Source organism: Endozoicomonas acroporae (assembly GCF_002864045.1).
In the GTDB taxonomy this organism is placed as follows: domain Bacteria; phylum Pseudomonadota; class Gammaproteobacteria; order Pseudomonadales; family Endozoicomonadaceae; genus Endozoicomonas; species Endozoicomonas acroporae.
Genome location: NZ_PJPV01000022.1, coordinates 17675 through 38707 on the forward strand (window position 1 = coordinate 17675; position 21033 = coordinate 38707).

Consider the following 21033-nt stretch of genomic DNA (forward strand, 5'->3'; position numbering starts at 1 on the left):
TCCGTGGCAAGGTTTTATCTTTAGTATTAACAACGTACCGAGTTTTGCATGCTATTGAGAGTCGCTGGCTTTGCCATCCTGTTTCTGAGTGTTTTTGGCGGGTTTGTCATGGCCGGCGGCAAGCTGCTGGCACTGTGGCAACCCCCTGAGATTCTTATCATCCTCGGTGCCGCGATCGGTGCTTTTGTGATTTCCAACCCGGCCACTGTCCAGAGAATGACCCTCACTCATCTGAAATACGTACTGATCAGAAATAAAGAGTTCGACAAAGCCTTCTTTATGGATTTGCTGGCCCTGCTGTTCCGCCTGATTGAAACCCGGCATCGAAAGGGCGTGAACGCCATTGAAGACGATATTGAAACGCCGGAAAGCAGTGAGCTGTTTCAGAGTTATCAGCGCATCATATCCCATCCACGACTGCTCTATTTTATCACCGATAATTTACGGATTACCGGTATGGGCAGTATGCCCGGACATGCCTTTGAAGGTTTGATGGAAAGTGAGATAGAAACCCTGGAAGAGGATCTGAAACGCCCGGCAAAAGCACTGAACACTATTGCTGATGCCTGCCCCGGCTTTGGTATTGTGGCCGCGGTGATGGGCATCGTGGTGACTATGGGTGCGATGGATGGGCCGGTAGAGCTGATTGGGGTCAAGGTAGCAGCAGCACTGGTGGGTACCTTTTTGGGTATATTGCTGTGCTACGGTATTTTTGGCCCCCTGGCCGCAGCGCTGGAAAGTACTGAGCAGAGTGAAATGCTGGCGTTTGAATGTGTCAAAATGACTTTGCTTGCCAGCCACTCAGGGCTGGCACCGATTACCGCCGTGGATTCAGGGCGGCGGCTGCTTTATAAAGAGTTACGCCCTACATTCCCGGAATTGGAGGATTTGCTGCAATCCCTGAGGGCTAGCCATTAATGGCCAGGGCTCCAGAGAGCAATCAGCCGATTGTGGTCCGTCGGGGGCGCACTGCCAACGGCAATGCGCACCATGGCGGCAGCTGGAAAGTGGCTTTTGCCGATTTTGCCATGGCCATGATGGCCCTGTTCCTGGTGCTCTGGCTGGTGGCCGCGACTACACCCGTGCAAAAGGAAGCCATTGCCACCTATTTTTCCAATCCGGGTCTTCTCAACCGTGTTAGCAGTAACTCGCCGGTGGAGATGCAGGGAGAGCGCTCGATATTACCGGGAATACCAGTGCAGATACGGCCAAAGCCCTCCGGTATGACGGGTATTGAGCTTGCCGGTCATAACACTGCCAGTGCCGAGGGCATCGCTGCCATTGTGCTCGGATTATCCAAACTGCCGAAAGAACAGGCCATCAAGGCAAAAGACATTCAGCTGCGGGCCTGGCCCAGGATGATTCTTATGACACTGGCTCAGGCCAGAATCGGTCCCATGTTTCCACAGGGAAGCAGGCACCTGGTACCATTTTATGAAGATTTTCTAATCGCCCTGGCCCAGGTGCTGGCAAAACTGCCCTTCAAAATCATTATTACCGGGCACTCCGATGGTGTCATTGGTTCTGACCTTGATAATACCCCGGAATCCACCCGGAAAAACTGGGAGCTTTCCGGACAACGGGCCGAAACAGTCAGGAAAGTCATTGTTTTCACCGGAGTGCCGGAAGATCAGATACTGTTAGTAGCAGCCATGGGGGCAAACCAGCCTATTCCGGGGCTGGATCCGGAGTCAGGATTAAACCGCCGGGTCGACTTTATGCTGGTTCCCCAACAAGATGCCAGATCGTTGAGTCAGCAGTTCCAGCACAAACGGCATACAGAAAAAGCCCCCCCACCGGTGCCTTCATCGGACATGGATAAAGCCATTCAGCAGGCCCGGGATAATCGCTATCCGCAACCTTCAAAGTGAACAACTTTCAACATTTCCAGCGCCTGCAGGAGCATGAGCGTTCAGAGCGGCATCCGCATTATCCCCAGATGACTTAACAGGACTTTATCCCGATAATCGGCCCATGAATGATACTTTTATTGTCCCCTGCTGCAACGAGCCATTGTCGGAGCTTTACCGCGATGAGTGCATTGTTGTGGTGAATAAACCGGCAGGCCTGCTCAGTGTTCCCGGCAAGCCACCCAATCATAACGACAGCGCACTGTCACGGCTGCAGACCATCAACCCGCAAACCCGTGTCGTCCATCGGCTGGATATGTCTACCTCTGGCCTGATGGTCTTCGGACTGGATGCCGACAGCCATCGTGCCTTAAGCCGTCAGTTTCAGGACCGTACCGTTGCCAAGGAATATATTGCCGAAGTGTGGGGAAAACTTGCGCAGCCGGAAGGAAAAGTAGAGCTGCCTCTGCGCTGTGACTGGCCAAACCGGCCGAAACAGATAGTTGACCATGAACTGGGCAAACCATCACTGACCCACTTTCAAGTGATTGACAATCAGAGACCGGCATTTGACCGGGTACTGCTTAAACCGGTGACCGGTCGCTCCCATCAGTTAAGAGTTCACCTGGCTGAACTTGGCCACCCCATTCTGGGCTGTGAGTTTTATGCCCACCCGGCTGCCCGGCAGGCCAGTCAACGCCTGAACCTGCATGCCACAAGACTGGGCTTTACTCACCCTTTAACCGGGGAGCCAATGGTGTTTGTGTCGGAAGCGCCTTTCTCGGTTTAAGCCAGCTGTTCACGGCTTTCTACATTGAGGGTGTTTCTTTACTCGCTGGCCCATGACGTATCAGCCATACGCGGGTCGTCGATCCGCTGGCCGAAGCAGTTGTAACGTTGCTCCTGTACCTGACGGAACATGAATGGCTCGAACAACATACGGTATATTTTGCTGGCGGTGCCACCATTGATGGTTTTTCTCGGGCGGCTTTCGATCAGTTTTTCCGCTTCCAGTTTTTTCAGGCCGAGATTGACTGTGGCAGGATTGATTCCCAATGTTTTAGCCAGCCTCAATTGACTGGGCCAGCACTCCCCTTCACTATTGGCGTAGCTGGCCAGCACGATCAATAAGAGTTTTTGTGTCGTGCTCAGATTTTCCATGCCGTTAAAATTCAGTTCCACCTTAATCAATTTTACCGCTCCAATTGTGTAGGCGAACGAAATCATTGCTATACTGCTCCGCGAGCATCAGCTCATTGTTTGAAGTGAAACCCGGTTAGGAGTGCCACCTCCGTTCGAGCCGGGTTTTTTCTTGCCTGAAAAACATAGTCGAGGGTTTTGGGATCGCAAGAAAAACAGGTATTTTTTTGAGCAACACCCTGTATTGTTTCAGCAGCTTTAGCCCTATTGTCTGAGCCAAGACAAACAAGATCAGTTAACAATATAAATAAACAAGTGTGTCATGCTGCGGGGCGGCCATCCGCTGGCAATTGGTTTTTTTTAAGCTACCCTGTGTGCCACAACCAACATTCTGGAGGCCTGTCATGTTGAACAAAGAACGCTACGAATTGTTGGTGGATATCGGTGCTGACATAGATCGCAGCAAGTACCCTTCGTCCGTGCATCCTGAGCGGAGCCGAAGGGCGCTCAGGGTGAGCGGAGAGTGCGCATCAAATGTCGGAATTATTTAGTTACTCAATTCCCTGACTGCGCAGGTAATCATCATAAGTACCGTGGAAGTCGACAATACCGGTATCCTTGATTTCGATAATCCGGGTAGCCAGCGATGAGACGAACTGACGGTCATGGGAGACAAAAATCAGGGTGCCTTTGTAGTTTTCCAACGCCAGGTTCAGTGACTCGATGGACTCCATATCCATGTGGTTGGTTGGCTCATCCATCAGCAGAATATTGGGGCGTTGCTGGCTCAGCTTGCCAAACAGCATACGGCCTTGCTCACCACCGGAAATAACCCGTACGGATTTTTTCAGGTCGCTCTGGGAGAACAGCATCCGGCCCAGCACGCCACGAATCACCTGTTCATCGTCGCCTTCCTTCATCCACTGGCTCATCCAGTCGAACAGGTTCATATCCATATCAAAGTCAGCACTGTGATTCTGAGCGTAGTAACCGATATTGGCATTTTCTGACCACTGGATAGTACCCGTACGCGGTTCCATGTTGCCTGCCAATGTGTGCAGCAATGTGGTTTTACCGACACCGTTCTGGCCAATGATGGCAATACGCTCACCCACTTCAACCATCAGGTTGACTTTGCTGAACAGATCTTCTTCATAGCCCTGGCTTAGCTTTTCCACCACCAGCGCATTACGGAACAGCTTCTTCTCCTGCTCAAAGCGGATAAACGGATTCTGGCGGCTGGAAGGTTTGATTTCTGTCAGTTGAATCTTATCGATCTGTTTGGCCCTGGAAGTCGCCTGTCGTGCTTTGGACGCATTGGCAGAGAAGCGGCTGACAAAGGACTGTAACTCGGCAATCTGGGCTTTTTTGCGGGCATTATCGGCCTGCAGGCGCTCCCGGGCCGCAGTGGCTGCGGTCATATACTCATCGTAATTACCGGGCATCAACTGCAGCTTGCCGTAATCCAGGTCCGCCATGTGGGTACAGACACTGTTCAGGAAGTGACGGTCGTGAGAGATGATGATCATGGTGCAGTCACGCTGCTTGAGGATCTCTTCCAGCCAGCGGATCGCATTAATATCGAGGTTGTTGGTGGGTTCGTCCAACAGCATGATTTCCGGGTCGGCAAACAGTACCTGGGCCAGCAGCACACGCAGCTTCCAGCCCGGCGCAACGGCACTCATCAGCCCGTAATGCTGTTCAATGGGAATATCCAGCCCCAGCAGCAGTTCGCCTGCACGGGCTTCAGCGGAATAGCCATCCATCTCACCAAACTGAACTTCAAGGTCGGCAACCCGCATGCCTTCTTCTTCGGTCATTTCAGTTTTGGCGTAAATAGCATCCCGTTCGGCTTTTACTTTCCAGAGCTCGGCATGCCCCATAATCACCGTATCGATCACCGTGTAGTGTTCATAGGCAAACTGATCCTGACTCAGCTTGGCCATACGTTCATGGGGGTCTTTGCTGACAGTGCCGGATGTTGGCTCCAGCTCTCGACCCAGAATTTTCATGAACGTCGATTTACCACAACCGTTGGCACCAATGAGTCCATAACGGTTACCTTCGCCAAACTTGACGGATATATCCTCAAACAGGGGCTTGTCACCGAACTGCATGGTCACGTTAGAAGTTATCAGCATAACCTTTTGCTATCCTCTCTGGCGATCTGTCTGACCAGACCAACCACAATCATTAATAGGTAAACGGCAACTATGACACAACCTGCCCAGACAGGGCGAGCGAAGGTCGTGCCGCGCCTCTATAGTTATCAAAGGTGCTCCATGCTTTCCCAGATTGATGGTGATACAGTTCGCCGTCAAACTGCCGCCGCCCGTGCATACGCTCAACAGGAAGGGCTTACCTTCTCCGACCAAACATTTTCTGATCTTGGTGTTTCCGGTTACAGGAATAAAAAACGGTCAGGGCTTGAGGCATTGCTCCACGCTATCAATACAGGTGAAATCAAAGCCGGTGATGTAATCTTTCTGGAACATACCGACCGACTCAGCCGGAAAGGCTTCGACGATAGATATAGCCTCGTTCGGGAAATTGTCCAGACCGGAGTTTCCCTGTACGTTGATTCGGAGAAGCTCCTCCTCGACCGCAAAGCCCTTAATGATCTGGTATCGGTCATTCGTCTGGCAACGCTAGGCATACTCAGAATCAGCGAATAAATCCCGTCGCCTGCTTGAGACGAAAGGCGAGAAGCGCCGTTGGGTAATCGAAGGTGAAAAACAGGCCCGCAGAAGGATCGCTCTGATGAATGCAACATGCCACCATTCAAGCACCTGCTTGACTGCGTGTTCCGCATGACTCGGAAAATGAAGGTCATCAAGCCATTTGCTGTTAAGCAAGATCAGGCAACCCTGCTTGCTGACATCAGGCAAAAGGAATCGGCATTGGAACAGGTACAGGCTGCCATTATCTCTGGTGTTAATGTGGCTGCCCTGATACAGACTTCCCAGAAACTTGAGGAAGAGATAAAGCGCCTTCAGGCCTGATATTGTACCCACTGAAGACAAGGACTATCTCCAGCTTGTAGTGGAATTTTTTGGCACATATCCATAATAGCCAGAGCAAATCCCTATGCCTGGTTAACATAAATATTGAATCGGTTGTCAGGAAGGAACTTTTATAAAAAAAAGAGGTCTTTAGCTGAAATTCAAGAATTCAAGAATTCAATGCATAGTCCTACTTTTTCTGCTCAATTAAATACAGCTTCTTCTAGCTTTTCTTATTTTCAAGATACGGCTTTTTCTGAGTCTGGCGCATCAGGTCTGGCCGTCTCACGTGAAGTTGTAGAAGCAGCTAAAATTCTATGTGCTATGCGTGCTGATGAAATTACTGAAAACTTCCTTCAACGGCCAACGATGCCTTTTCATAATCCATTTGATGATTCCCGGCTGGGAAAAAGGTCAGTAGTGATCGTTGATGGCTGTACTGAAGAAGCTCTGACATTTGACTTAACGGTTAGAAGAAAGTTTCAGAATAATGATCACCCTTCCAAATATATTACTGATAATGAACGTTTTTCGATCCAGTCCAGTTTAGATTCAGGTAAATCAACCTCACAAAGCTCATCAGTTGTTGAAAACAACCTTCATCAACCGGTAAAAAGTTCTGATCAAGAGTGTGTTGATACTTTATTAAAATCAACAGCTTTAAAATCAACAGCACCCATTGCGACTACTATACCTCAACCAGGTAGTTTGCAGCTTCAACAACACGCATTTCTTGCAGTGAGAGGGTTTGGCACAGAACACCCTGCGTTTCATAGCCAATACCAAACCCGCACTTCTGCAAGGTGTGAAATTGATTCATCAGGCGATTTAGCCCATGCAGAAGTTGAGCCGTCTTATGAAAGTTGCCTCTTACCAATTGAGCGCCAAAGGAAGCGTCATAAGGATCCCGCTTACGCAGAGCGCAACAGGGAACGTCAAAGGAAGCGTCGTAAGGATCCCGCTTACGCAGAGCGCAACAGGAAGCGTCAAAGGGAGCGACGCAAAGATCCCGCTTATGTAGAGCGCGAAAGAAAACTCAAAAGGGAGCGCTACCAGAATGACCCCGCTTTCGCAGAGCGCCAAAGGGAGCGCCAAAGGGAGCGCCGGAAAAAACTTTGTGAAAATCCCGCTTACATAGAGCGCGAAAGGAAGCGCCTGAGGGAGCGCTACAAGAATGATCCCGATTACGCCGAGCGCCAAAGGAAGCGCCAAAGGGAGCGCCAAAGGGAGCGCCAAAGGGAGCGCCAAAGGGAGCGCCGGAAAAAACTTTGTGAAGATCCCGCTTACAGAGCGCCAAAGGGAGCGCTACAAGAATGCTCCTCCTAAGCAGAGACTGACACTCCCCGCCCTATCGGGCGAGGGTTCTTAGATCGCTCCAAGAACCTTCCTGCTTCAACACGCCTTCCCTAGATAGCGGTTTAAGCCGCTATCCCCGTTCCAGTCTAGGCGACCCCGTCGCTCCACAGGCTAACCCCGCCAGTCCGGCGGTTCTGATATTCTTTGCGGCGTTTATATCCCTGTCGTGATGGGTTTTGCACTCAGGGCAATCCCATTCACGGATAGACAACGGTAGACTTTCATGGACAAACCCACAGCAGGAGCACCGCTTGGAACTGGGAAAAAAGCGGTCTATCTCAACCACAGTACGATCAGCCCATTCAGACTTGTACTTTAACTGTCGGACAAACTCTCCCCAGTTGGCATCTGCGATGTGCTTCGCCAGCTTTGGATTTTTGATCATGCCCTTCACATTCAACGACTCAACGCACACAACTTGGTTTTCGTTAATGAGTGTACGGGATGCCTTGTGGGTAGCATCCATCCGGCAGTCGGCTATTTTGGCATGGACACGGGCAACCTTGAGCCTTGCTTTGGCTCGGTTGTTACTGCCTTTCTGCTTTTTAGCCAGTTGACGCTGAAGATAGGCGAGCTTTTGCTCATAGCGTCGGGTATGGCGGGGATTGCCGGATTTTTTACCGTCCGATGTGATGAACAGATCGGTTAAACCTAAATCAATGCCTACTGTCTTGTTGGAAACAGGCATTGGTTTTGATTCAAATTCGCAGAGCATGGAAACAAAGTACCGGCCTGCCCGATCTTTGCTGATGGTGATGCTGGAAGGCTCAGAAGTCAGGGGCCGACTCCAGCGGATATTCAGCGGTTCTTTGCTTTTGGCGATGAACAGTTGGCCTTTTTTCATACTGAAAGCGGCCTTTGTCAGTCGTATACTTTGCCTCGAATGTCTCTTTTTGAATTTGGGGTATTTCGCCCTGCCAGCCCAAAAGTTCTTGAAGGCTTCTTGCTGATCCCTCAGTGTTTGTTGCAGGATCACGCTGGATACATCAGCCAGAAATGGGAACTCTGTCTTGAGCGACACAAGCCGCTTTTCTGCCTCGGAATGGGAGATAGATTGCCCATTTTTGTAGTAGGCATCAGTACGGAAACGGAGGGTGTTGTTATAAACAAAACGGCCACAGCCAAATGACTTAGCAAGAAGTATTTCCTGTTCAGGTGTTGGGTAGAATCGTTCTTTGTAGGCGCGTTTTAGTTTCATGTTTACAAAGTACCACCTACTCTGTAAACATACAACGAATAATAACCATTGGTTACGGAATCCATCTCACCCCCAGTCCTATCGGACTGGTCGCATAGGGTAGGGAACGTGCTCCTGTAAACAGGTTGCCGTTTCCCCCCCTCCGAACCGTGCGTGCAACTTTCACTGCACACTGCTCTCCATGCTGTTACGAGGACTGTACCTGTTGTCTGGCAGCTTGCCAGCGTGCAGTACAAGTCTCAAGTCCCTCTAATTTTCGTTGTGTTTTTCCGGAAAGCATATTCACTATCCATTACCATTGAAAATTAAAGATCACACAACACTGCCTCCCCTCCCCCTTCTCCCTTTCGGCTTTCACTCGCATCACTGCTTGCTTATACCATCCGGATAGGCCGGATTGTTTACCGGCTGCCAGTACCATTACAGCCTGACATTGGGTACTACGGGGACTCTGTCACCATACAAGTCAATGACCAGCTTAGGCGATCCCATGTTTCCAGTGCATAAGAGATGCTGTGCCCTTAGGTTCCCTGTCCGCCATTTATCCTGCACTGATCTCAGGTGGCCCGACCCTGCTGGTTGAGATTTGCTGTCACTGACCCCATACAAGCAGAGGTCTCTCAAGGGTCGGCGCAGCTCAGTAGCAATCATGGGCTGCGGGTGCGGTGAAATGCCACGGCTAGAGTTTAAACAGTATGGTCTTAACCGTAGGCACATTACCTTGACCGGCATCGTTCGGATTGCTCCCCTTTGCTCAGCCTTTTCTGTAGGTGCTATGTTCAGCACTCCTTTTCAGGATTTCAGCCTGTTACCAGGCGTACCTAACTACAGTAGGTATGAGATATACCAGCAATCTCAGCCACGTTTGTGGCACTCCAATACACCGTTTACACGGCGCACTTGTATCCCCGCCCGATTGGGCGAGGCTTTACGCGGAGATTCGGTAAAAACCCCGGTGATGACCAAATGATGGTCGATGCCAGAACCCGCTTTTTAAATCACGGTTACTATCAACCCGTCGTTGGCGCATTGATTGATAAACTCATGTCGTTCAGTCATGAAGCCCCCACAAAGTATTCTTTACCATGACTTAAAATACCCGGGCGCACTGGACACCATGATATCAATGAAAATATCCCTGAACTGCTCAGGAGTGCCCGCATCGCTGGCAAAACACAGTCTCATTGCGGCAGCAAACTGAGTGGTCAGCAGCAAAATATAGCGTTTGAGTTGATCCCGGTCTTCCGGCTCTCCCAGCTCAAGCAGTTTGTGGTAAATTTTGTCGGTGTTAATTTCACAGTCCCTGATCGCCAGTTTGCTTAGCTCCGGGTTAATGGAGTCAAACCAGATCTCCCTCAGTGCCGGTTCGTTTTTGTGCAACCGGTAAATATCATCAAAGTTTTTCTCAAAAACCCGCGTAATGTCGCTGAAGCTTTTCAGTTCGGCAAGGTTGCTGTCGAGGATGGCATGGATCTGATCGATAAAGTGCTCAGCAAGAGAAAGAATAAGAGTGTCTTTGTCTGAAAAGTACTGATAAATAGAACCGGATGAGGTATTGGCCCGTTTGGCAATGTCAGTCATCTTGAGATTACCAATGCCTTTTTCTTCAATCAGCGACTTAACCGCCTGAAGAATGACAGTGACTCTCGCCCGACTTCTACTCTGTGCGGGACTTCGCCGGTTGGTCACTTGTTGTAAATCCATCTTGGTCACTCTTTGCGCGCATCGGCGGTCATTTTGGTTTTTTGATACGTTGGTATTCCGGGGCTACTGCGCCGGGTGTTTAGGAAGCTGGCTGCTGGCCGCAAAAGCACAAGCAGCCTGTCTTTTTCGGGCAACGGGCTTTTGCGACATTAAAATACCATGGCCATGTATCTCATCACAGCTGCCTGATATGGAAAAGCCGGGTGCCAAAATCACCAATGTGCGACACCTGCTCAGACATTTCAGTGCCCGTAAACTGACTCTTTAACGGAATGCCCAGATGTTGCAGCTGGTCACCATACAGAGTGTAGGTTTCGTTATTACTTGGGTGCAGAACCCGGTTAGCAACGATACCGTGTAAAATCCCCCGGTCTTTGATATTCAAAGGCAGTTCTTCGTTCACCAGATCGCCAAACTGACGAATATTGTGAAACTGTTCCCTGCTGGTTACCTGGTAAAGCCCATCGGTATTCAACATTGGCAGTTTAAGGGTTTTCAGTGTGGGATTGGCTTGCTGAAGTCCCTGAAAGAAACCCGCCACGGCTTCGGTTTTATCGTCATTGACCACAATCCAGGCGGTTTGCTGATTGCCACTATCAATGGAGAGGCGATAAAAATCCCCCTGTTGAAGTAACATCCTGTGCTGCTTATAGAAGCGGATTTGCTTCATAATCACCTTTTCTTCAAAGGTGGTCAGTTTGGTTAAATCCAGTTGATAGCCGGATAAACCAAAACAGGAGACATTAAAACGTGACTCAATCGGCGTATGCCTCAACATCTGGTGAGATGGATGCCCGCTGACATGGGCACTCATACAGCATTGCGGATACAGTAAAGAGAAACCCTGCTGAATGGCAACCCGCTCATAGGCATCTGTGTTATCGCTGGTCCAAGTCTGGGGCATAAAAAAGGTCATTCCCAGATCGAAGCGATTGCCACCGCTGGAGCAGTTTTCAAACAGAACCTCCCCAAACGCCTCTTTCAGTTTAAATAACAAGCGGTAGAGCCCAAGTACATAACGATGATAGAAGCCGGATTGCTGGTCGGGCGGCAAATGGTTTGAATAAACATCGCTGAAATTACGATTATGATCCCACTTCACATAGCTGACTTCTGCACGACGAAATACATCCGCCAGTTGCTGATACAGGTAGTCAATAACCTCAGGGTTCGACATATCCAGAAGCAGCTGACGCCGCCCCAGAGAGGGTTGTCTCTTAGGTGAAATAACCGCCCACTCGGGATGCTGACGGAAAAGATCGCTGTCTTCAGAGACCATTTCCGGTTCAACCCACAGGCCAAACTGCAGCCCCTGCTGACGAATTTTCCGGGAGATTCTTGCCAGCCCGCCGGGCAGTTTCTTTTTATCCTCGACATAATTACCCAGGCCGGATGTTTCATCATTCCGGTTACTGAACCAACCGTCGTCTAAAACAAACAGCTCAACACCAAGATCTTTTGCTTTTCTGGCCAGCTTCATCAGCTTGCCTTCATCAAAGTTAAAGTAGGTGGCTTCCCAGTTATTTGCCTGAATCGGGCGTGCTTTATTCTGCCATGGCTGGGGAATCAAATGTGTCTTGATTATCCGGTGGAAATTATTACTCATTTTGCCAAGGCCCTGATGACTGAATGTCATGACAGCTTCAGGACAGGTGAACCGTTCCCCTTCCGCCAGTGACCAGCGAAAGTCAAAATCAGAAATACCCAGCATTATGCGGGTCTGGTCGTAGGGCGACACTTCAGTGGTGATTTTGTGATTGCCGCTGTAAATCAGACTGAAGCCATAACAGTCGCCGGTCATTTCCCCGCAGCCTGGCTTAGCCAGAGCCATAAAGGGATTATGGGTGGCACTGCTGACACCACGGTTGCTGCCAATAGAAAACACTCCCTTGTAAAGAGCGTGGCGCTGTAGCTGCCCTTCGGCAATCCATTTCCCGGTTAAATGAAGGGCATCAAACGCCGGGGAGGAAAGGTCGAGATTCATACTGCAGGCTTTATCAACCACCACCGGTGTTGAACCCAGGTTAATAATTTCCATGCTGCGACAGATCACATCCTGCCGGGCAAAACAGGTGTAGTGCAGATGCAGTTCTACCGGTTTGATTTTCTCCCGAAGCACGATGGTTAACGATTGATCGCCATCGGCGGGTGAGTGCGTCTGTGGCAACCCATCCAGACAGGGTTTGTTGCTGTTCAATTCATATCGATCAAACACAAAATCCGATGTACTGCTCCCGTCATCTGTGTAAATAAGATGCAGACTGGATTCACGGTAATCGCCTTTGCCAGAAGTGCTCACTTCCTGTTTCCGGGTTTCCAGGCAGTAACGCTCATCTTCTGAGGAGTAAGCCGTGGTAGAGCCGAGCTTGACCTGATACGAATGATCAAGGATCGACAGGTTGTCCCGATGCTCCAGACGTTGACCATAATAGAGATTTAATAAATGGCCAGCGTCTGATACTTGTACAACATAGCTGCTGTTCAGGGTTTGCAGATGAAAAATCTGCTCATCATTATTGACTGCAATCACAAATAATTTCTTTTTCAGGCGGTAGCAAAAGTGTTTTCAGCAGGTTCAGGTTCGATCTGAGCCATCACCTGTTTTTCATCATATTTACCCATCAGGTACGTTCCCAGAAACGCCAGACAGCCCGCCAGTAACGCGGACAGGGTAACGCCCAGAGTGGTGGGCTCCGGAGACAGGTCAGCCGCTTCAGCAATGGAGCCAATAATGATGATGGACGGAAACAGCAGAGCGGTTAAAGAGGTTGCCGCTTTATAGGCAAACATATTGGCACCAAAAAACATGGCTTCTTTATGATTGCCTGTTTTTGCAGCATCAGATAACGCCAGGTCTGCCACAATAACATTGGGAATAATGCCCATAATCGCCAGGGGAAACGGCATAAACGCCAGCAGCGCCCAGCCAAGTATATCCGGACGGCTGACAAGGGTGCAAAGGGAGAAACAGCTCAATAATAGGCCCTGAACAAACAGAGCGGTGCGGAACAGGCTTTTTTTGGAATATCTTTTCGATAATGCGACCACAGCCGGATACAGGGCAAAACTGGCCAGAAACAGCAGTAGCATAATGATAGAAGCGGTAGATTCCTCAAGCCCCATCAACATGGTGACGTAATAAATAGCGCCCACTTCCAGAAAGAAGCGCGTCATAAATGCCAGACCGTTACAGGCGGTAAAACGGGAAAAATTTTTGTTGGCCATGGCGGTTTTCAATGAAGTCAGCATATCTTCATTGGTTGAGCTGCCCCGGCAATCGCGTTTTTCATTAATCGCCAGAACAGGAACGACCATGGCCAGCATGCCCAACACAGAAAATAGTGATACGGCTACCTGGATGGCTTCTACCGGCGTATAACCAAGGGATTGAATGTAGTCTTTGATGACCCAGATCAGCTGTCCAAAGGCAAAGGCCAGTGCCCAGGAAACGGAACAGAAGGTAGAAATCATAATCCGGTCATGGTCGGTTTTGCCCAGCTCTGGAATCAGTGACATATAAGGCACGACATACATGGTCACACTGACCGTCACAATGACACAGCACATCACCAGCCAGACAATATTCAGGCTGGACACAGTATCCACCGGAGGAAAGAAAATCGCTGCCGACATCAGCCCGGTGGGCAGGAAGCTGAGCATCATAAACAGACGTCTGCGGCCAAAACGACTTGTGGACCGGTCACTGAGATTGGCAATAATCGGATCGGTAATGGCATCCAGGGCCCGGTTTAAGGCATAAATAAGCCCCACGGTGGTGATACCAAAAAGCACCGGTGCCCGGGATATAAACTCAGGAATCTGACTGGCCGACTCAGTCGCCGGTGGGTAGTAAAAATAAGTAATCAGAATTGAATACGAAAACGTGGCCAGACACCAGCCAAAGTTGCCAAAGGAGAAGAAGAATATCTTCCATTTTGAGAGACTGTTACTTTCCATGGAAACTCCATATTTTGGTTTCAGGCTGATATGTGAACGTCGAGTTCAATGTTGAGTTCAATGCAGTGCTGTCCGAAACGAGAGGATTTAACCCTGACCTGTTCATGGCCAGTGACACCTCTGGTTCTCACCCAGAAGGCCGTTCTGCCAGCGGTTAAAGAAAGAAAGTCTGGCCCCATTAATTCCAGTCCGGCACTGACTTCGACCTGAATTGGATCATTGGCATAGGGACGTACGACACCGTCCTCATCCACACACTGAACGGTGATGCGAGTGACATCATAGGTATGCTGGTGTTGCAACCGGGACTGGTCGGCTTTAACGCTAAGCTCGGCTTTTCGGGACTTGCTGCGTGTTTTTTTTATCACACACTGGTCGTGTTTATAACCTTCAATGCGATAGCTGGCTGATGCATCACCCCAGTTGCCAACATATTTTAAAAACAGGTTAACGCCGTCCTGAATTGATTGACGGTTTTTCTTCAATATCCAGAACATCTGCGCCTTTTGCCAGAGGTTTAATCCGTCTTGCCCTTTGCGCATGATGATTGAAAAAAGCTGGCGAATGGTTTCAGCGTCGTCAGGGCTGAATGGTTCATTGACAGCAATCTGGTCGCCAATAAAATCATCAATGACCACGGGTGGATGGGGCAGATGAGGAAAGCTGTTTTTATCGGGATAAAACGTCTGGATATAACGATCATTCTTAAACAGTTTGATACTGTCACAGTTGGTAAATACCCATAATGCACCGGCCTGGCCAGCCGCATAATCGCCGTTTTTCATATTGCCAGCCAGTTCCATGACCGGCATCTCATCCTGCTGACTGGCATAAACGGCGGCGGCGTATTTGGGTTCCCGGAACATATCGAGCACGCCGTGATAACAAATGCGATCACCACTGCCGAAATCTTCATGGGTATTGTAATCAAACAGGGACCAGCCAATAGCACCACAATAGTCCGCGTGACCAAAGGTTTTATTTAACACCCTGGCGTGTCGTAATGCCTGCTCCAGTAAACGGTCCTGACTGTCAAACGGCTTGGTTGGAAACATATGGCCACAGTGCTCAGTCACCAGATAAGGCACATCAGCACCGGCCACCTGCCTGCGGCTTTGCAGTGGCTCGTTATTTCCGGTGTGGGAAAAATCATTGTAGGTATAAACGTCTTCTAACAGTTCGCTATTGCCAATACACCGCACGCCACCGGTCGGGCGTGATGAGTCCAATTGGCGGGCAAGGGCATTGGTTGCCTTATAAAGATCATGGTGGTCAGGGGATTCATTGATACGAACTCCCCAGATAAAAACAGAAGGATGATTGACATCCCGCTCAATCATTCTCTGAACATTGTCCATTGTTCTCTGCTGCCATAAAGGTTCTTCACCAATATGCTGCCAGCCCGGAATTTCATTAAACACCAGCAGACCAATTTCATCACAGCGATTGAGAAAATGGCTGCTCGGTGGATAGTGAGATGAGCGCACACAATTACAGCCCAGTTCAAACTTCATAAGCTCGGCATCGCGAGCCTGTGCACTTTGGGGCATAGCGTAGCCCACATAAGGGTATGACTGATGGCGATTCAGGCCAATCAGCTTGACCGGTTTGCCATTAAGATAGAATCCGTTGTTTTTGCAAGCAACCGTGCGAAAGCCAAAGCGAAATGTTCTGGTATCTAACGGCGCATCGCCAGACAAGTGAACCACCAGCTTATAAAGCGCCGGGTTATCCAGCTCCCACAGCCTGACATCGGACACCGTAAAATGATGATCAATCCGTTGGGTATGATGTTTTGACAGCGTTACAGCAACAGGTTCCTGGTGGATAACCTGATCATTCAGGTCACACAGGGCAATCTCCAGATTTAACTCATTGTCGTGTAAATCCGGATTGGCAATGTCAATGGCAAGGTGGACTTTCTGGTTGTTATCGTTATCCGGTGCAGTATGAATCCGGGCGTTTTTCACATAAATGTCTGAGACAAGAATCAGCTCTACTTCCCGATAAATGCCGCCATACGTCAAAAAGTCCACAACATGGCCAAATGGCGGTATTAATGGATCTTCAGAAGCATCAACAACAACGATGATTTCGTTATCCTGATCCTTTTTTACATAAGGCAATAGATCAATTTCAAACGGTAAATAGCCACAGTGATGTTCACCCACCAAAACCCGGTTGAAAAATACCTGACAGGAAGACATCACGCCTTCAAACCTTAACAGCGCATGACTGGCATCGGCAAAATGCTCAAAGGCTATCTGTTTGCGATAGGCTGATTGAAATTGATAGGCGCGTTCATCAAAATTGTTGTAAGGCAGCTCCCTGTTGGTATGGGGAATATCGACCTTTGAGGCATGACTTTCCCACGCCAGGGAGTGAATATCAGACGGATCAATATCTGCTATGTATTGCCAGTCAAAATTAAGATGAACGCGCTTTCTCATGACCCGAACTTACTTCAAAATGTCAGTGTTGTATTCTAAGAAAATACCGAAACCAGTAAGGTCCAGGTTAGTATCCGCACCCACCATGAATCGATAGCTCAAACCTTCACCGCCATAGTTATGGAGCAGTTCCAGGTTGATTTCGGTGTAGTCTTTTTCAGGACTCAGCATCTCTTGATCAAAGGACAACTTACTCAGGTCAGTATCAGTTGCCATGGCTGCAACCCCCTGGAAACGCCATTTCTGCAAACCGACGCTGTCCAGATCATAACCACCCACGACAAAATAAGTACGCTGATTAGCCAGGTCGAAGCTGTTCACAACCGCCATATCACCCCAGACAGCGGTACCACCACCGGCCTTTCTGCCATTCTGAGTCCCAAAACCTCGGAAGCTTTCCTCACCGATCTGGGTAACACCAAACAGAATATCGAAGTCGCCAGTATCCAGGCCAATACCAAATTCGGTGACATCTGTCTTATGGTCAGAGTTCCGTGTGCCATCACCTTCTTCCATTCCGTACTTAACCAGGAACTTGATGATCTTGCTGCTATCGTAGGTATCAGAGCCGGTCAGGAAGCCTATTGGAATACCGGAATAGACTTCGATAATGCCGTTCTTTTGAAAATCAGGGGCTACTGAGTAGGAGGCGCTGCTGACGTAGTAATCGGTAACGGTATGGAAACCAACGTTATAAATTTTGTCGTATGAACCGAAGTCTTTATTGTCTTTCAAGTCATCTTTGAAATTAACCGTTTTGGTCGAATGGATATCACTGTAACCCGTAAAGTAATTTGCCCAGGGCTGAATCATGCCCCAGTCCCATTGGTACTGGCCGGTCAGCGAGGCCCCTTCATAAACTTCGTGCAATGCGCCGTAGGTGTAATCCGGGCGGTGCAGCAAATTATAAATCGTGGGCGTGAAACGACCTACAGACAACTTGCCGTAATTGTCCTGATCGCCAAGACGAACATGAACGTTGGCGTTGCCCAGCTTGCCAATCAGCTTGTCTTTTGTGTCATCTTCATAATAACGGCCGTAGTCCGAAGACATAGGTATTTTGATTGGTCCCATCGACATAAAACCATCAATATAACCTTTCTGACGAAGGTTGGGAGCCGCTCCCAGATAACCCAGTTGTACACCAAACACATCGAATAAATAACCGGACTGCCAGTCCAGCCAAAGGGATGAACCAATTTCATCCATGTTGATTTTGGCAGTACCAGAAACGCCAGGCATCTTTTTGGAATTGAAATCATGGGTACCAGACAGGTTATAAATATTAACCTTGGCTTTCATATCTAATGTTGAGTCTTGTAGAAAGGCGTCAACACTGGCGTTAGCACAGGATGCCAGCGCTATAGACGACATTAGTATTACATGACTCAAAGGTTTAAGTTTCATGATTCCCCCGGGTTCTGTGTTAAGCGCAACAACTTGGCTGTGTTCGAAAAAGATAAAAAGTGAAATTTATTCATATTTTTATGTGAGGCATATTGCGCTCGAAGCAAAAAAGCGTCAACACAAAATATGAAGATGGTTCACTTTTTTTGATTTTTGTCAGTTTATGAGGGGAAATGATTAAAAAAGAGACGAAGCAGACTCACTCGGTAACTTCAATACAGAGTGAGTTTGAGGATTATCGAGGCAGGGTTTTGGTGATCCAGTTGAGAATGTTCTGGTAAAACTCATCACGATTGGTTTCATTAAACAGCTCATGGCGGGCATTTTTGTACAGATTGATATCCACCTGTTTAAGCCCGGCGGATGTGAAAAACCGATACAGTGATTGTACGCCTTTCCCCATCCGTCCAACGGGATCTTTATCCCCAGCGACCAGATAAACCGGTAATTCAGACGACATTTGTCTGGCCGTGGACATAGAATTAATACTTATTAATCCCCCCATAAAGTCATACCAGAACTGGGTGGTGCATAAAAAACCACAGAGCGGATCGGCGATGTATTTACCCACCTGTTCCCGGTCCCGGGATAACCAGTCAAAATCCGTCTCAGCGTTTTTGACCGTTTTATTGAACTGACTGAAACTGAGCCAGCCTAACAGCCTGGAAGGGTGTCGTTTACCTTGAACAGCCATCTGAATTCTGGCAACCAGTCTGGCCAGATGGAACAGAGCCGGATTTTGATGGTTGGAACCACAAAGAATCAGCCCCTCTAAGCGGTTTCCATAGTTTGCCGCATATTGCCTGGCAACAAATGACCCCATGCTATGCCCCATCAGAATAACCTTAAGACCCGTGTTCTGTGCAGCATAAGCGACCACCTTATCCAGATCTTCAATCACCTTTTGCCAGCCCTGATGGTCATCATAATGGCCCTGCAATTGGGCATTTTTTCCATGACCTCTGTGGTTAGCACCGAATACGGCTATTGCGTGTTCATTGCAGAATCGGGCAAAGGGCGCATACCGGTCAACGTGCTCTCCCATGCCGTGGCTGAGTACAACGGCATGCCTGGCCGGGCCTTCCGGTAACCAGCAGCGAACCTGAATTTCTCTGCCATCGGGTGTGAGCAGTGCATGGCGGGTTGGTGCTTGTGTTTCCATGGCGTTATTTCCCTCCCATCAAACAATTCCATGATTCGGATCAATATATGAAATCAATTCACCTTTTGACAGGGCAGCATAAGAAAAATCATAATAAATGTGAAACCTATTCATATATTTTGCTGTTTTTTATTTTTTGCACTGACCTGCACAAGGTACTGTTATGGATCTTACGTCATCAATTTTTGGCAACAGGCAACCCACTGCCGTTGTTAAAAAAGCCACTAAAGCCAAAGCAAGTTATCTGAAAAAGTTTGGCGACGACCGTCATATATCCTACCCGCTGAGCAGCACCTTCAACCCGGTCATCGGCCCGGCACTGGGCGTACAGAATATCAACCTGAATAACACCGGTGAGCCCATTGATACCAAAAAGGGAATGATCATTGGCAATATTCGAATGGGTTATGGCCATTACCGAATATCAATGGCTATCGCCTCTGCAGCCAGACATCTTGGCTATACCCCATACTGGCTGGACCTGAATGCCTATCAGGAAACCACAGGCGGACAGGTGATCAGTCACCTTAACAAACTTTACTCACTTGGATCCCGTCTTTCCCAGAAATATTCACTGTTTAACTCGTTATACTGGGAAAAGCTTAACAGTGAAGGCTTCAAAAAACTCAGCTTCAACGCCAAAGATCAGAAAGTCAGTGAGCTAATGGCTACTGTTCTGGGCAATCTGCCTGACGATATGCCATTCGTGGGGACTCATACCTGGCCAGCTCAGGCTGCCATTCATGCCGGAATGAGCAATGTGATTAATGTGGTCCCGGATAACTGGCCCATGGCGCTGCATCTGTCAGAAGGTGCCCGGCATGTGGTACAAACACCCTCCAGTTACTTTGGCTACCGAATGTTAAAAGGCATGGATGGTGACAAGGTGCTAAAGCCAATGCCAGCGGACAGCATTTTTCATACCGGGCATTTTATTGACCATGAACTGCTGGTTGATCTGAAAGGCGATTGCCAGAAGCGGAAGGAGCGCCTGAATAATGGGAAACCGGTCAGAATTCTTCTGACCATTGGCGGTGCCGGCGCACAGTTTGAAATCTATCGATCCATTATCAGGCACCTCCTGCCACAGATTATCAACCGTAAGGTCAGCCTGCTGATCAATGTTGGTGATTATAAGAACGTCTGGGAACAGCTGGTCGCCGATATCCCTGCGCTGCACAAGGCGCATTTGTTTGATAATGACTGGGAGGGTGTTCAGGCTTTCGCCAATCCGGACTCCGATCAGTCAATCGAAGGGATTCACGCATTCTATAGCAGTGATATTTTCTCCGCCGTTTATACCACCAACCTGCTGATGCGAATCACCGACTTTATGATAACCAAGCCCAGTGAGCTTGCTTTTTATCCGGTGCCAAAGCTGTTCATTCAAAGAGTCGGCGGGCATGAAGCCTATGGTGCTTTAAGATCTGCTGAAATCGGTGATGGCACCGTAGAGTTTGAACAAACCGATGCCGCCATTCAGATGATGCAATTAATGATAGACGACAAGAGTATTATCAAAACCATGTGTGACAATATTCTGAAAGCGCAGTCTGTGGGTGTTTATGATGGTGCTTACAAAACCGTTGAAATGGCTGCAGCTGGGAAAGGTTGAGAATTGTACTGACTGAGGAATTGTCCCGGAATAAGGAACTGTCCTGAAATAACTTCCACATTTCCAATGTTGCCCGGTAAAGAAAAAATCTTGCCACGGAGACACGGAGGCACGGAGAAAAGAAAAAATCTTTTCCTCTGTGACTCAGTGTCTCCGTGGCAAAAAGAGGAAGTTATTCCGGGACAATTCCTA

Annotated in this window: 16 protein-coding genes; 7 read left to right on the top strand and 9 right to left on the bottom strand. The window is 48.8% G+C overall.

Translation table 11 applies throughout. The features are described from left to right. Positions 1-48: 48 nt before the first annotated feature. From motA to CX664_RS04055, 3 genes are all read left to right on the top strand, one after another. A complete protein-coding gene (motA, locus tag CX664_RS04045; RefSeq protein WP_101745491.1) occupies positions 49-918 on the top strand; it encodes a flagellar motor stator protein MotA in 870 nt (289 codons plus the stop codon). Further along, complete coding sequence (locus tag CX664_RS04050; protein WP_101745492.1) at positions 918-1871, top strand: flagellar motor protein MotB; 954 nt, start codon at positions 918-920, stop codon at positions 1869-1871. Before motA ends, CX664_RS04050 begins: the two co-directional genes overlap by 1 nt. Before the next feature lie 103 nt (positions 1872-1974). Next, positions 1975-2640, top strand: coding sequence for a pseudouridine synthase (locus CX664_RS04055; RefSeq protein WP_101745493.1), 666 nt, complete (start codon positions 1975-1977; stop codon positions 2638-2640). A gap of 38 nt (positions 2641-2678) precedes the next feature. Here the strand turns inward: CX664_RS04055 and CX664_RS04060 are convergent, their stop codons facing one another. Then, a complete protein-coding gene (locus tag CX664_RS04060; protein WP_180966370.1) occupies positions 2679-3011 on the bottom strand; it encodes a helix-turn-helix domain-containing protein in 333 nt (110 codons plus the stop codon). Between the two features lie 530 nt (positions 3012-3541). Next, positions 3542-5131, bottom strand: a complete 1590-nt coding sequence (locus tag CX664_RS04065; protein ID WP_101745495.1) for an ABC-F family ATPase — start codon at positions 5129-5131, stop codon at positions 3542-3544. Positions 5132-5203: 72 nt separating this feature from the next. Between CX664_RS04065 and CX664_RS04070 the strand changes: the two genes are divergently transcribed. The 3 genes from CX664_RS04070 (at position 5204) to CX664_RS25535 (ending at position 7318) form a co-directional block, all read left to right on the top strand. Beyond that, entirely contained in the window at positions 5204-5665 is a 462-nt protein-coding gene (locus tag CX664_RS04070; RefSeq protein ID WP_101745496.1) for a recombinase family protein, read from the top strand. A gap of 96 nt (positions 5666-5761) precedes the next feature. Continuing rightward, a complete protein-coding gene (locus CX664_RS04075; protein ID WP_101745497.1) occupies positions 5762-5992 on the top strand; it encodes a hypothetical protein in 231 nt (76 codons plus the stop codon). A 738-nt stretch (positions 5993-6730) separates the two neighbouring features. Next, the gene (locus CX664_RS25535; protein ID WP_180966371.1) at positions 6731-7318 is read left to right on the top strand and encodes a hypothetical protein; all 588 of its coding nucleotides are present in this window, start codon (positions 6731-6733) and stop codon (positions 7316-7318) included. A gap of 100 nt (positions 7319-7418) precedes the next feature. On the opposite strand, the gene CX664_RS04090 is transcribed toward CX664_RS25535, so the two are convergent. The 7 genes from CX664_RS04090 to CX664_RS04120 form a co-directional block, all read right to left on the bottom strand. Beyond that, on the bottom strand, positions 7419-8546 hold the full coding sequence (locus CX664_RS04090; RefSeq protein WP_101745500.1) for an RNA-guided endonuclease InsQ/TnpB family protein: 1128 nt from the start codon (positions 8544-8546) through the stop codon (positions 7419-7421). Between the two features lie 1080 nt (positions 8547-9626). Continuing rightward, positions 9627-10250 (bottom strand): TetR/AcrR family transcriptional regulator, encoded by a 624-nt coding sequence (locus CX664_RS04095; protein WP_101745501.1) that lies wholly within the window; start codon positions 10248-10250, stop codon positions 9627-9629. Positions 10251-10425: 175 nt separating this feature from the next. Beyond that, entirely contained in the window at positions 10426-12780 is a 2355-nt protein-coding gene (locus CX664_RS04100; protein ID WP_101745502.1) for an alpha-galactosidase, read from the bottom strand. A gap of 14 nt (positions 12781-12794) precedes the next feature. Next, complete coding sequence (locus CX664_RS04105; RefSeq protein ID WP_101745503.1) at positions 12795-14207, bottom strand: MFS transporter; 1413 nt, start codon at positions 14205-14207, stop codon at positions 12795-12797. Positions 14208-14227: 20 nt separating this feature from the next. Continuing rightward, positions 14228-16657, bottom strand: coding sequence for a glycoside hydrolase family 2 protein (locus CX664_RS04110; protein WP_101745504.1), 2430 nt, complete (start codon positions 16655-16657; stop codon positions 14228-14230). Between the two features lie 9 nt (positions 16658-16666). After that, on the bottom strand, positions 16667-18064 hold the full coding sequence (locus tag CX664_RS04115) for a hypothetical protein (RefSeq protein WP_145999807.1): 1398 nt from the start codon (positions 18062-18064) through the stop codon (positions 16667-16669). A gap of 235 nt (positions 18065-18299) precedes the next feature. Then, the gene (locus CX664_RS04120) at positions 18300-19226 is read right to left on the bottom strand and encodes an alpha/beta hydrolase (RefSeq protein WP_101745506.1); all 927 of its coding nucleotides are present in this window, start codon (positions 19224-19226) and stop codon (positions 18300-18302) included. A 163-nt stretch (positions 19227-19389) separates the two neighbouring features. Between CX664_RS04120 and CX664_RS04125 the strand changes: the two genes are divergently transcribed. Then, complete coding sequence (locus CX664_RS04125) at positions 19390-20841, top strand: DUF6937 domain-containing protein (protein ID WP_101745507.1); 1452 nt, start codon at positions 19390-19392, stop codon at positions 20839-20841. The last annotated feature ends 192 nt before the right edge of the window (positions 20842-21033 follow it).